The sequence below is a fragment of the Sulfurisphaera tokodaii str. 7 genome (assembly GCF_000011205.1).
GTDB classification, from domain to species: domain Archaea; phylum Thermoproteota; class Thermoprotei_A; order Sulfolobales; family Sulfolobaceae; genus Sulfurisphaera; species Sulfurisphaera tokodaii.
Genome location: NC_003106.2, coordinates 391,932 through 405,045, shown reverse-complemented (window position 1 = coordinate 405,045; position 13,114 = coordinate 391,932). Strand labels below are relative to the sequence as shown.

The following is a 13,114-nucleotide window of genomic DNA, read 5'->3' as shown; positions in this document are numbered from 1 at the left end:
AGTTATATACAATTATAGGTACAAAGATCTCAGAATTGTTACTAAATGATATATTTAAAAAAGAGCTATTATGTATGTAAACATAAATATAAGGAGAGTAAGTTAAATTAAAACTTATATTAATTTCTAGAGGAGTCTTCTGATAAGTTTGTATTATATAAATGTTTAACTCACAATTAGTTGATGGTAATACATAAGTATATCGGCTTGTTAATGTAAAGGAATATGATACTAAAGATGTTAGGACTAGTAAAATCAAACACATATTTATTAAGGTTTTAGAGATATTAATATTAGTCATGTCTACCTATCCCCAAGGATATCCTAATCCATATAACTGGAAAATGATACTGATCTCACAAGCACTAATGATTTTAATGTCTTTTGTATTATCACTATATCCTCAATATTTCCTCCCCGTTTATATTCTTTATATCATAGTAATTCTCGGAATTACTAGCGTTATGACAATGAGAAGTAATCCTATACTTAGTGAAAGAAAATATTTATCAGATATATCGAACTCAAGAACCCTTTTTGAGGAGAAAAAAGCAGGAGAACTTGTCCAGAAAGATGAAGAATATATGAAGAAAATGCAAGAGTTTGCTATGGCTAGTTTCAAATCCTTTATGTATATGATAATATATATTATTGCAATATTTGTGTTTTATGATGAAGTTTTGCTTAAAATAGTTGGAAGTATATCTGGATATGAAAGACTCTTAGTATACATTATTTATTTTGAAGCATTATTCTTGTTCAATATGTTCGTGTATAGAAGATTAGTAAAATTCCAAGCTATGGAAGTAATGGCACCACAAAGTTATAAAATTACAGAAAAGGGTATATTATCAACGGATAAAAGTGGAATATTTTTACACTCTAGGCATCTAGTTAATGCAGAGATAAAAGAAAATAGAGAAAAGAGATATATAGAAATTCATTCTCAAACATCTAAATTGCCATACAGAATTAGACTATACACCACAGAAATAGATAGGTTATTAGAAGTACTAGATAGAGTAAAGAAACTTGAATTAAAAAGACAACAATCCTCTAGCACTTGAAAAATGAAAATGAGAATAAGACGCTAATGTATTATAGACAATGGCTCCATCTTTGTTTTCCCATATTCCTTTCCCTATTCTATTTTTCATAGAGAATTTTACATCGTTACCTAAATTAATAGCTTTAGATACATGAAATTCGTGACCTCTAAGAACCTCTCCTTTCCTTCCTAGTATATTATCTGATAAAACATCTAGCTCCGTATAACCAATCGTGAGTTTGTCCTTAGCCTTAATGCTAATATCAAACAAATTAACCATTTTATAGCTTTTATCAGCTATAATTTCTTTCGATAAATACATTAGACCCCCACACTCTGCCAAAATTTTTGTACCTTTTTCGGCTTCTTTTTTAATCCATCTTATGGTACTACTAGATTTCTCAAGTTCATTTAGATGTAATTCTGGATAGCCGCCACCAACATAAATTAAACTTGGATTATCAATTTTTTCATTTAATAAAGGACTGAAAAATTCTATTTGATATTTATATCTTAATAAATCTATATTTTCTGAATAATAAAAATTAAATGCTGAATCATATGCTATTGCAGCTATTCCTTTTTTAGTATCTAATTCATCATTAGATATAGCCTCATCTACTTCCTGTAATTCTTCTGCTGAGTTAGCAATTTCAATAATTTTATCTATGTCAACAGACTCTTCTATAGCTTTAGATACGGATTGTAAAACATTTTCAGTCTCTTTGAAATCCTCAGTTGTAAAAAGCCCTAAATGCCGTGAAGGGACAGAGAAATTTCTATCGTATTTTATATAACCTAAAACTTGAACTTCTTTTATAGAACTCTTACAGTAATTATAATGCGTTTCAGACCCTATTTGATTGAAAATTACTCCTCTAATTCTTGCGTTTCTATAATCTTTTAATCCTTTTACTATAGCTCCTACAGTACTACTAACGTTACTACAGTTTACTACTAGAATTATCGGGGTCTTAGTAACTTCAGAAAGTTCATAAGTGCTATAATTCACGTTAATTCCATCATATAATCCCATTACTCCCTCAATTATTCCAATATCATAGCCTTTCCCATATCTTATTAAACTCTTCTTTACTCCCTCAATTCCCATTAACCATAAGTCTAAATTAATCGAAGGAACTCTAGCAGCTAGTGTATGATATTTTGGATCAATAAAATCTGGTCCTGCCTTAAAGCCCCTCACTTTCATTTTCCTAGATAAAACTCTCATTAGGGCAGAGGATATTATTGTTTTGCCCGAGTTACTTCTATCTGAAGAAATGATTATACGAGGAAACCTCATAAGAAAAAATAAGAAACTGATTAGATTAAATAAATATGGGATAGTAAATGCATATAGTTTACGATGACGTAAGGGATCTGAAGGCTATTATTCAGGCTTTGCTTAAATTGGTTGACGAGGCTCTGTTTGACATAAAACCTGAAGGAATACAACTTGTAGCTATAGATAAAGCTCATATTTCTTTAATAAAAATAGAACTTCCTAAAGAAATGTTTAAAGAATATGATGTACCAGAAGAATTCAAGTTTGGATTTAATACACAATATATGAGCAAACTTTTAAAGGCAGCTAAAAGAAAAGAGGAGATAATTATAGATGCAGATTCTCCAGAAGTTGTAAAGCTCACTTTAAGTGGTGCATTAAATAGGGTATTTAACGTAAATAACATAGAAGTATTGCCACCAGAGGTACCCGAAGTCAATTTAGAATTTGATATTAAAGCCACAATTAATGCCAGTGGTTTAAAGAATGCAATAGGCGAAATAGCCGAAGTAGCAGATACACTATTAATTTCAGGTAACGAAGAAAAGGTTGTAGTTAAGGGTGAAGGCGAAAATAAAGTAGAAGTAGAATTCTCAAAAGATACAGGAAGTCTTGCAGACATAGAATTTAATAAGGAATCTTCTTCTGCATATGACGTCGAATATCTAAATGATATTATATCTCTTACGAAGCTATCAGATTACGTCAAGGTAGCATTTGCGGATCAAAAACCTATGCAGTTGGAATTCAACATGGAAGGAGGGGGGAAAGTTACTTATTTGCTTGCCCCCAAATTATCCTGATGAGAATAGAAACAGCACTAATCGGGAGCTATCCTAAACCAGTGAGAATCGCTAAAATAATTTCAAAGAAAAATAATGGAAAAATATCTGAGGAGAAATATCTGGAGCAAATATTCAATTTTATGAGTAATTTTTTTGAGATGATGAAATCCTTTAATGTTGATTTTACTACAGACAGTATGATAGAGTGGGATGATATTGCAGACTTAACATATTCTTTCCTTACCAATGTTAAAAAGGGAAGTCTAACGAGATTTTTTGACAATAACTTCTACTATAGACAAATTGTAATAAATGAAAAACTGAAGTACAAAGAGGATAATACATACATTAAATATTTTGAAAAAGCTAAAGAGCTTTCAAAAAGTTATAATTTTAAACTTAAAGCAGTAATTTTAGGACCATTAACTTTTCTTAAACTTTCTGAAAATCAATACTACAAAAACGAAGAAGAGTTAATGAAGGACTATGCTCTAATAGTAAACTCACTACTGAAGAACATAAAAAGCGATGTAGTAGAAATTCACGAACCCTCAATTTTCCAAAAAGGAATAAAGAAGGACTTATTGAACACTCTTCCAGAAATTTACAATACAATGCTAGAAAATATAAACAATGAAATACATTTATTAACTTATTTTGATATAAATTTTGATAGATTAGAAAATTATATGAAATTGCCAGCAACTATTTATGGATTTGACGTGACTGAAAGCAATAAAAATAAGCTTGGTAGGCTGTATCAATTCCTAAAAGGAAAGCAAGTATATTTTGGAATCCTAGATTCAAGGACAACAAAAATGGAAAAAATTGTTACAATTAAAAGAATAGTTTCTACTGCATCCGAAAAAGGAATAGAAAGGTTAATTTTAGGTAACTCCTCCTTTAATGATTTTATACCAGAAATAATAGTTCAGAAAAAATTTAAATTATTACAAAAAGCAAAGGAGATGATCTTAAATGGATGAATTACCAATTCTTCCAACAACAGTTATAGGTAGTTATCCTAGACCGAAATGGTTAAGAGAAGCAATACGATTACATAAAGCCGGAAAAATTTCTGATGAAGATTTACAAGAAGCTTTTGATGATGCAGTAGTTACAGTATTACATGATCACGAGATAGCTGGAGTTGATGTACCCACTGATGGAGAAATGAGAAGAGATGAAATGGTAGAATTTTTCGCAGAAAGATTAGCCGGATTTAAATTCTATGGACCAGTTAGAGTATGGGGGACTAATTATTATAGAAAACCATCCGTAGTAAGCAAAGTTGAGTATATTAAGCCTATGCTAGTTGATGAATTTTTGTTCGCTAAATCTGTATCCTATACTGAAAATCTAAAGATTACTATCACCGGACCATACACAATAGCTGAATGGTCATATAATGAATACTATAAAAGTAAAAAGGACTTAGCGTTTGATCTGGCTAAGGTAATTAATAGTGAAATGAAAAAGTTAGTAGAAGCTGGTGCAAAAATTATTCAAGTAGATGAACCAGCTATCCATACTCATAAAAATGAAGTTGAATGGGCTATAGAAGCTGTAAATGAGTCCATAAAGGGAATTAACGTTAAAGTTGTAATGCATGTATGTTATGGCGAATATAGTTATTTAGAGCCTTACTTAGATAAATTAAATGTTGATCAAATTAATTTGGCATTAAAGAATTATAACTATGAACCAGTAAAACTGTTTAAAAAATGGGATAGAGAAATTGGAGTAGGAGTTATAGATGTTCATAATAAAAGAATAGAAACACCAGAGGAAGTTGCCAATGACTTAAAAATGTTACTAGATTACTTTAAACCAGAAATGATATGGGTAAATCCAGATTGTGGATTAAAGCTTTTACCGAGAAAAATTGCATTCCAAAAACTACTCAACATGGTTAAGGGAACGAAAATTGTAAGAGAAGAACTTAAAAATAAAGGTTATAATAGTACTTCACTAAAGCCTTTGGTAAATAGGTGAATTAGAGTGAATAAGAAACGTCCTAATGGTAAGTCACATTCTACAAGGCCAGTTAGAAGTGGAGCACCTAAGTGGGTTAGGTTTACTAGAGAAGAAGTAGAATTATTAGTAGAAGAATTAGCCAAAAAAGGTTATTCACCTAGTATGATAGGTATAATTTTAAGAGATCAGTACGGTATTCCTCTAGTAAAACAAATTACTGGAAAAAAACTCACTAAAATCCTAGAAGAAAAAGGGCTTGCTCCAAAAATACCCGAAGACTTGTTTAATTTAATTAGAAAAGCAGCGAACGTAAGGAGACACTTGTTTGAACATCCTAAGGATAAGAGGGCTAAAAAAGGATTAGAAGAAATAGAATCTAAAATTAGAAGACTTGCGGATTACTATAAGAGAATAGGTAAATTGCCTAAAGAATGGAAATATGAGCCAGAGAAAGCAGAGCTATTAGCTTCTGGTGCTGCTTCTTAAAACTTCTTCAACTCTTTCTTTTAAAATTTCTGCGATCCTTTCATCAACACCTATAGGTTCTGCAATCATAATTTTTACACCTTTTATTTCTTCTAATTGTTTTGGTATATCTCTTTTAAAGTGAGTACCAGCTGCAAATAGTAAGGGAACTACAATAATTGTATCTACACCATTACTAGCTAATTTCTTTGCAGCTTCTGTTATACTAGGTTGATTAAATTCTATAAAGCCATATTCAACTAAATCAAAATATTTTCTCAAAAGATTGGCGTATTGAATTGCAACATCTTGCCATTCTTTAATTTTACTACCGTGTAGAACTAATAATACTCCATACATACGTATTTTATGTACTTCGATTTTAAATACTTGTATTCTAATTTACCTTACCAAGGGATATTAACTTGCCAGACTTTAAAATTGTTATATCTGATCCACAAACAAAAGAATCTAAAATAAAGAAAGTAAAAGTAAAAGTATCTGATCAAATTCAATCAATTCAAGGAGAAAAAGAAGGAAAAGCTTTGCCCATTGCGAAAATAAATCAGAAGTTAAAGGAGGAATTAGGTTTAGATACTTTACTAACATTACAAACAATAAAACAAGAAGGAGACAAAAAAGTGAAAGTAAAAACCCATTTTAAAATAGAAATTGACAATAATGTTCCCTCTGACGAAGTTTGGATTGCAGCTAGCATAGCAGAAAAATATGGAGCTAATGAGTTTGAAGCAGAAGCTTATAGGACTAAATCTTTTCAATTATCTATAGATCAATCAAAATTAAGCAATATTATAGGAGCAAAAATTGGTGATGTAATAGAATTAAATGTGTCTGGAATACCTCTAAAAGTAAAGATAACTGGTGGATCTGATAATTCTGGTTTCCCAATGAGATATGATGTTCCAGGTGGAGCCAAAAGAAAGCTATTATTAAGTGGACCTCCAGGTTTCTATCCAGAAGAAGACGGAATGAGAAGAAAAAAAACTGTTAGAGGAAATATGATTACACAAGATATAGTTCAGATTAACACTATAATTATTAGGTGATTATGCTTTTGTCTTGGCCACAAGTTCAACCAGAAGTTAACATAGGTGTAGTTGGCCATGTAGATCATGGTAAAACTACATTAGTCCAAGCGATTACTGGAGTTTGGACTTCAAAGCATAGTGAAGAATTAAAGAGAGGTATGACGATAAAACTTGGATATGCAGAAGCTAGTATAGGTGTATGCCCCAACTGTAACAAGCCAGAAGCATATGTTACAGAATACTCTTGCAATCAGTGTGGAAGTGACGAAAAACCACAATTTCTTAGGAAAGTATCTTTTATTGATGCACCAGGGCACGAAATTTTAATGGCTACAATGTTATCTGGAGCAGCACTTATGGATGGCGCGTTACTTGTTGTAGCAGCTAATGAACCTTTTCCTCAACCACAAACAAGAGAGCATTTTGTTGCTTTAGGCATTGTTAATATAAAAAATTTAATTATAGTACAAAATAAGGTAGACGTAGTAAGCAAAGAAGAAGCGTTAAAACAGTATAAGCAAATAAAAGAATTTCTAAAGGGTACCTGGGCTGAAGACGCTCCAATAATTCCAGTCAGTGCGTTGCATAAAATTAATATCGATGCGTTAATAGAAGGAATTCAAAAGTATATCCCAACTCCTCAGAGAGATCTTAGCAAAGATCCAATCATGTTAGTTATTAGAAGTTTTGATGTAAATAAGCCTGGGACTCCTTATAATGAACTGAAAGGAGGAGTAATTGGAGGTAGTATTATTCAAGGAAAACTAGAAATAGGAGACGAGATAAAAATCTTACCAGGATTAAGGCATGAAAAACCTGGCGGTAAAGTAGAGTATGAACCGCTTTACACAACAATTACTTCTATTCGCTTTTCTGATTTAGAAGTAAAAGAGGCTAAACCGGGTGGTTTAGTAGCTTTAGGAACTGAATTAGATCCTTCCTATGTTAAGGCTGATAGTTTAGTTGGTAGTGTAGTAGTTAAATCGAGTAACAAAAATGTTTCTGTTTTATGGAATTTAAAAATTGAAAACTATCAATTACTAGAAAGAGTTGTTGGAGCAAAAGAATTAGTTAAGGTCGAGAATATTAAGAAAGGCGAGGTACTGATGTTAACATTAGGTTCAGCAACTACCTTAGGTGTAGCAAAAAACATTAAGAATGACGAATTAGAAGTAGAATTAAAAAGGCCTTTAGTAGTATGGGATAAAGATTTAAGAGTTGTTATAAGTAGACAAGTTAGTGGAAGATGGAGACTAGTAGGTTGGGGAATAATAAAAATTTAGGAGTATTAGTTGATACTAATATACTTCTTTATATATATCACGGTTTTGATCCTTTTGAGAAGATAATTCAATTTCTAGATTATAAGCCAGTTTTCTATATACCTAATATAGTTCTAAAAGAGTTAAATAAATTTCTTAATTCTAAAAGTATTATTATGAATAAGAAAGCCAATTTAGCTTTACAATACCTTAATACATATAAAAATTATTGGAAAAGCATAGAAGGTTATGAAAACATGAGAGTTGACGATGCACTTATACAAATATGCAAAGACTACGATTTGTTTTTATTTACAAATGATACTAGACTTAGACATAAAGCTAAGCTTAAAGGGGTAAGAGTTATTTATCTAAGACAGAAGAGTAAAAATATAAAGGTAGACATCATTATCTAGTCTGATATTTTATGTTTAAACTAATTAAAGCAAAGGGTATAATACGCATTCCTCCTGAGTATTTTGGGCAACCACTAGATGAAATAGCACTACAAATTTTAAGGCAAGAATATCAAGAAAAAATGATTAAAGACCTTGGTTTAGTCCTCGCTGTACTAGACGCTAAAGTAAGTGAAGAAGGATATATTATATTCGGAGATGGTGCAACGTATCATGAAGTTAGTTTTGAAATGCTAGCTTTTGTTCCAATAATTCAAGAAGTTGTAGAAGGTGAAGTTAATCAAGTAGATAATTATGGGGTTTATGTAAATATAGGACCAGTTGATGGATTAGCACACATTTCACAAATCACTGATGATAATCTTAAATTTGATCAAAATAGGGGAATTCTTATAGGAGAAAGGAGCAAAAAAATAATACAAAAAGGGGATAGAGTTAGAGCAAGGATTATTAGTGTATCTACAAGTGGTGGAAGAATGCCTAGAATAGCTTTAACGATGAAACAACCGTATTTGGGAAAAATTGAATGGATATCACAAGAGTTAACAAAGGCGAGTAAATAATGCCCGGAAAAAATAAAGAATTTAAAGCTTGTAAGAATTGCAGAGCATTAGTACCACAAGATACACCTAAATGCCCAGTTTGTGGATCAATTAGCTTCAGCGATGATTGGAGCGGAATTGTAATCATTTTGGATCCTGAGTCAGAAACAGCAAAATTATTTGGGGCTACTGTACCTTGGAGATACGCAATAATAGTGAAATAGATTACTGTTTTGAAATGCCAGACTCTATAAAAAAGGAATTAACAAGACCTTATGGTTTTTTATTTACAAATAATGATATCTTTATAAATTTTATACTTGAGAAGAAAAATAATAGATTAATTACAGTAGGTGATGTTGTCACATCGACGTTATATGATCGCAATATAATTCCTTTTTTATCAATAATAGATGGAAAAACGAAAAGGCAAATAAAAGTTAAAACTGTTAACGAAAATGTTATTAAAGTAAAAAATGAAAAATCAACCATTAGATTTTCTGTAATGAAAATTATTAAAAATTTATTAGACAAAAACGAGAGGGCAACAATCTTAGTTGACGGGGAAGAGGACTTACTAGTTATACCAGTAGTTATCTTTGGTAGAAATAACGATATTATTGTTTACGGACAGCCTAATGCTGGTGCAGTAGTTATAATAAATAATCATTTTGTAAAAATAAGAGTAAAACAAATACTAGAAAAATTTTATGTAAAAAAATGCTAAAATCCGACCTGCGCGGGGTCATCATTCAATCAGACCTTTCGAGCCTCTTCATGCGCCATATTTTTCTGCTCTGTTAGAATAATTTAGTAGCAAGTTTATAACATCAAGACCCCTTATCCTTAAAGAACCTCTTCTTGCTTCTCTTTCATTAAAATCATTTACTACATCATTAATTATATCATAAGGAACGTATAATAAGAATGGAACCGGATCACCTGTATGTTCCTTAACTTCTACTGGCGTTGTGTGGTCTCCACTAATAGCAATAACTAACTCACTTCCTAATTTATCTAATATTCTTCCAATCATCTCATCCATTTTATTAATAGCATATACTTTTCCATCTACATTACCATCATGTGAAGCCGCATCTGTAGCCTTTAAATGCAAAAATACAAAATCATATTCTTTTAATAACTCTACAGCAGCATCAGCTTTTCCTAAGTAATTAGTATCTAAACCTCCTGTAGCTCCTGGAGGAGTGACAACTCTCATTCCAATCTGCTCACAAATTCCTTTAATCAACGCAGTCGCTGATACAGCAGCCGCTTTAAGCTTTGTGTAGCTTTCAAATTGAGGAAGCTCAACAAACTCAGCAGCGCCTCTTAGTAGTATTATATTAGCTGGTAACTCTCCTTTACTTACCCTTATTTTATTTATTTCTGATGAATTTAAAATTTCGTAAATTTTACGTGTTAATTTATTTATGATATTAGCAGTAAACTGGCTTTCTGGCGAATTATCCAGAGGCTTACTCTCCAAAACTTTTTTATTTACTTCATGAGGATCAGTGTCACTAACTTTATCAGTAAGCCCTTTACCACTCAAAACTACAGCGACTCTATGTTCTGTCCCATGATAAAACCTAACCTTAACTCCATCTATCTCTCCTATTTTCTCGTTAAGTTCTTTTACTAAATCGTCTGCTTCCTCTATTTTCCTTCCTGCTCTTCTATCAACTACTATAAACTCGTTATTTACAGTAGCAAAGTTTCCTCTAAATGCTACATCACTTGCTTTGAGCCTAGCACCAGCACCTATAGCTTCGAAAGCTCCTCTACCTCTATAATATTTATGTGGATCTAAACCAAACATTGAAAGATGCGAAGTATCACTCCCCGCAACAACACCTGGTGAGATGGGATCCATAAGACCTATAATTGAATTCTTTAAAAGCTCTCTTATGTTAGGTTTATCCACATATTCTAATGGCGTTTTACCTTGAAGTTTCCTTACTGGCCTATCTCCTAAACCATCTGCTATAAAAAACAATATCTTATATTGTTTCATAATACTGACCTCTTTAATTCTTTTGCTAGTCTTTCATATCTTTGTATGTCAGCTGCTGTTAAACTTGGTTTAACTACTTCTAAAGCTTTATTAAAATCTTCTTTTGTTACAATAACTTTTGCATTATTCATACAATCCCTCATTTTACTATTATAACAATCAACATTATTCTGACATTGATCTTTGGCTTTCTTGTCACAATCATTGAATATCTTTCTCATAGCATTAATTGTAGCTTCTCTTACCAAAGCTTCAATATCTGCACCTGTGTAGCCTTCTGTTTTTTCAGCTAGCTCGTCTAATGTAATATCTTCAGCTAATGGCACATTCCTAGTATGAACTTTCAAAATCTCAGCCCTAGCCCTCTTATCTGGCGGAGGAACATAAATCAACCTATCAAACCTACCAGGCCTCAACAAAGCAGGATCAAGAATATCAGGCCTATTAGTAGCAGCAATAACGACAACCTTATTTAGGGGCACAATCCCGTCCATTTCTGCTAGTAGTTGGTTTACTATTCTTTCTGTTACGCCACTGTCTGTTGTTAGTCCTCTCATTGGTGCTATTGCATCTATTTCATCAAAGAATATTATTGTTGGTGCTGCTTGCCTAGCCTTCCTAAATATTTCCCTAATAGCCTTCTCACTCTCACCAACCCACTTTGATAAGATTTCAGGACCACGAACAGCAATAAAATTAGCACCACTCTCAGTAGCAACAGCCTTAGCAAGCATAGTCTTACCAGTACCAGGAGGACCAAACAACAAAATACCCTTAGGCGGAGTTATTCCGCTTTTGTTAAATAGTTCTGAAAATCTTAAAGGCCATTCTACCGCTTCCCTAAGCTGTTGTTTAACCTCTTCAAGACCACCAATATCATTCCAATGAACTTTTGGAACTTCAACATAAACTTCTCTAAGGAGAGTTGGCTGTATAGATTTCATAGCCTCTAAGAAATCTTGCATAGTAACTTTTAATTCCTTTAAAATTTCAGCAGGAATTCTTTCTTGTTCAAGATTTATTTTTTTCTCAGCTATAAACCTTCTTAACGCATTCATAGCGGCTTCTTTTGCTAATGCTGCTAAATCTGCTCCAGTATATCCGTATGTAATTTCTGCAAGTTTATCTAAATCTACATCTTCTGCTAATGGCATATTTCTTGTATGTACTTGTAGGATTTCTTTTCTTCCTTTAGTATCTGGAGGTCTAATCTCTATTTCCCTATCGAATCTTCCAGGCCTTCTTAGTGCTGGATCTACCGCATCTGGTCTATTTGTAGCACCTATTACTATTACTTTTCCTCTACCTTTAATTCCGTCCATTAATGTTAATAGTTGTGCTACAACTCTCTTCTCAACTTCACCAGTAACTTCCTCTCTTTTAGGTGCGATAGAATCTATTTCGTCAATAAATATTATAGCTGGGGCATTTTTCTGTGCCTCTTCAAATATTTCTCTTAGTCTTTGTTCGCTCTCACCATAGAATTTACTCATAATTTCTGGGCCGTTAATTGTATAAAAACTAGCTCCAACCTCATTAGCTAATGCCCTAGCAAGTAAAGTTTTACCATTTCCTGGAGGACCATATAGCAAGATTCCTTTAGGTGGTTCGATCCCTAATCTTTGGAATAATTCAGGGTGCCTTAAAGGCCATTCAACTATTTCTCTGATTTTTTGTTTAGCCTCTTCTAAATCGCCTATATCCTCCCATGTTACTTTAGGATATCCGCCCAATTCACTTTCTTTAGCTGGTTCTTCTCTTATCTCAAGGTTTGTAGACTCTGTAACATATACATAATTTGAAGGTTGAGTATTTATTACTATGAAATCTAATGTACCAGTGTAAATTGGGACTGGTATTGTTTCTCCCTTTGCCAACGGTTTATTCATTAGTTGGTCTTTCACATATTCTACGAAACTTCTATCAAATCTTATTGGCTGTGTAGGTGCAAGAGTTATCTTTGTTGCTGGAGTTACATTAGCTTTCTTTACCTTTACATCATCGCCGATCCCCACTCCTATAGATTTCCTAATATACCCATCAATCTTTATTTCGTCATCAGAAATATCATAAGAAGGCATAGCTTGAGCTAGGGCGGAACCATTTGGACCTATTATTTCAATGTAATCTCCAGTTTCAATCCCAAGTTTTCTCATCGTGTAATCTGATAATCTTGCAATCTTTTTTCCTACGTCTCTTTGCCTAGCTTCACTTACTCTTAGACTGACCTCTTGGCTCATTATTTTGAACTATGCAATCTTTTAAATA

General features: G+C 32.5%; 15 protein-coding genes. 11 read left to right on the top strand and 4 right to left on the bottom strand.

What is annotated here, in order from left to right; translation table 11 throughout:
* Positions 1 to 299: 299 nt before the first annotated feature.
* Positions 300 to 1,067: a DUF2208 domain-containing protein gene (locus tag STK_RS02215; protein ID WP_010978354.1), complete on the top strand. Its 768-nt coding sequence runs from the start codon at positions 300 to 302 to the stop codon at positions 1,065 to 1,067.
* Here the strand turns inward: STK_RS02215 and STK_RS02210 are convergent.
* Positions 1,038 to 2,351: a cobyrinate a,c-diamide synthase gene (locus STK_RS02210; protein WP_010978353.1), complete on the bottom strand. Its 1,314-nt coding sequence runs from the start codon at positions 2,349 to 2,351 to the stop codon at positions 1,038 to 1,040. The two genes, STK_RS02215 and STK_RS02210, sit on opposite strands and share 30 nt — an antisense overlap.
* A 47-nt stretch (positions 2,352 to 2,398) precedes the next feature.
* Between STK_RS02210 and pcn the strand changes: the two genes are divergently transcribed.
* Genes pcn through STK_RS02190 form a run of 4 tightly spaced genes read left to right on the top strand, consistent with a single transcriptional unit; the run spans position 2,399 to position 5,581 of the window.
* A complete protein-coding gene (gene pcn, locus STK_RS02205; protein ID WP_010978351.1) occupies positions 2,399 to 3,136 on the top strand; it encodes a proliferating cell nuclear antigen (pcna) in 738 nt (245 codons plus the stop codon).
* Positions 3,136 to 4,104 carry a 5-methyltetrahydropteroyltriglutamate--homocysteine methyltransferase gene (locus STK_RS02200; RefSeq protein ID WP_010978350.1) on the top strand — a complete coding sequence of 323 codons (969 nt, stop codon included), beginning with the start codon at positions 3,136 to 3,138 and terminating at the stop codon, positions 4,102 to 4,104. The genes pcn and STK_RS02200 overlap by 1 nt, the downstream gene beginning before the upstream one ends.
* Entirely contained in the window at positions 4,097 to 5,113 is a 1,017-nt protein-coding gene (locus STK_RS02195) for a methionine synthase (protein WP_010978349.1), read from the top strand. The genes STK_RS02200 and STK_RS02195 overlap by 8 nt, the downstream gene beginning before the upstream one ends.
* 6 nt (positions 5,114 to 5,119) lie before the next feature.
* Complete coding sequence (locus STK_RS02190; protein WP_010978348.1) at positions 5,120 to 5,581, top strand: 30S ribosomal protein S15; 462 nt, start codon at positions 5,120 to 5,122, stop codon at positions 5,579 to 5,581.
* On the opposite strand, the gene STK_RS02185 is transcribed toward STK_RS02190, so the two are convergent.
* A complete protein-coding gene (locus tag STK_RS02185) occupies positions 5,558 to 5,920 on the bottom strand; it encodes a CbiX/SirB N-terminal domain-containing protein (protein ID WP_010978347.1) in 363 nt (120 codons plus the stop codon). The two genes, STK_RS02190 and STK_RS02185, sit on opposite strands and share 24 nt — an antisense overlap.
* A 65-nt stretch (positions 5,921 to 5,985) precedes the next feature.
* On the opposite strand from STK_RS02185, the gene STK_RS02180 reads away from it, so the two are divergent.
* The 6 genes from STK_RS02180 to STK_RS02155 are packed head-to-tail and all read left to right on the top strand — an operon-like array spanning position 5,986 to position 9,556.
* Positions 5,986 to 6,627, top strand: a complete 642-nt coding sequence (locus tag STK_RS02180) for a 30S ribosomal protein S6e (RefSeq protein WP_010978346.1) — start codon at positions 5,986 to 5,988, stop codon at positions 6,625 to 6,627.
* Between the two features lie 8 nt (positions 6,628 to 6,635).
* Positions 6,636 to 7,892: a translation initiation factor IF-2 subunit gamma gene (gene eif2g / locus STK_RS02175; RefSeq protein ID WP_052846878.1), complete on the top strand. Its 1,257-nt coding sequence runs from the start codon at positions 6,636 to 6,638 to the stop codon at positions 7,890 to 7,892.
* A complete protein-coding gene (locus STK_RS02170; protein ID WP_010978344.1) occupies positions 7,856 to 8,287 on the top strand; it encodes a PIN domain-containing protein in 432 nt (143 codons plus the stop codon). Before eif2g ends, STK_RS02170 begins: the two co-directional genes overlap by 37 nt.
* A gap of 11 nt (positions 8,288 to 8,298) precedes the next feature.
* On the top strand, positions 8,299 to 8,850 hold the full coding sequence (locus STK_RS02165) for a DNA-directed RNA polymerase (RefSeq protein WP_010978343.1): 552 nt from the start codon (positions 8,299 to 8,301) through the stop codon (positions 8,848 to 8,850).
* A complete protein-coding gene (gene spt4 / locus STK_RS02160) occupies positions 8,850 to 9,053 on the top strand; it encodes a transcription elongation factor subunit Spt4 (RefSeq protein WP_010978342.1) in 204 nt (67 codons plus the stop codon). Before STK_RS02165 ends, spt4 begins: the two co-directional genes overlap by 1 nt.
* Before the next feature lie 14 nt (positions 9,054 to 9,067).
* Positions 9,068 to 9,556: a GTP-dependent dephospho-CoA kinase family protein gene (locus STK_RS02155; RefSeq protein ID WP_010978341.1), complete on the top strand. Its 489-nt coding sequence runs from the start codon at positions 9,068 to 9,070 to the stop codon at positions 9,554 to 9,556.
* 48 nt (positions 9,557 to 9,604) lie between these two features.
* On the opposite strand, the gene STK_RS02150 is transcribed toward STK_RS02155, so the two are convergent.
* Together STK_RS02150 and STK_RS02145 are read right to left on the bottom strand one after the other, a co-directional pair.
* Complete coding sequence (locus tag STK_RS02150; protein WP_010978340.1) at positions 9,605 to 10,846, bottom strand: 2,3-bisphosphoglycerate-independent phosphoglycerate mutase; 1,242 nt, start codon at positions 10,844 to 10,846, stop codon at positions 9,605 to 9,607.
* Positions 10,843 to 13,086: a CDC48 family AAA ATPase gene (locus tag STK_RS02145; protein WP_010978339.1), complete on the bottom strand. Its 2,244-nt coding sequence runs from the start codon at positions 13,084 to 13,086 to the stop codon at positions 10,843 to 10,845. Before STK_RS02145 ends, STK_RS02150 begins: the two co-directional genes overlap by 4 nt.
* Positions 13,087 to 13,114 lie beyond the last annotated feature (28 nt).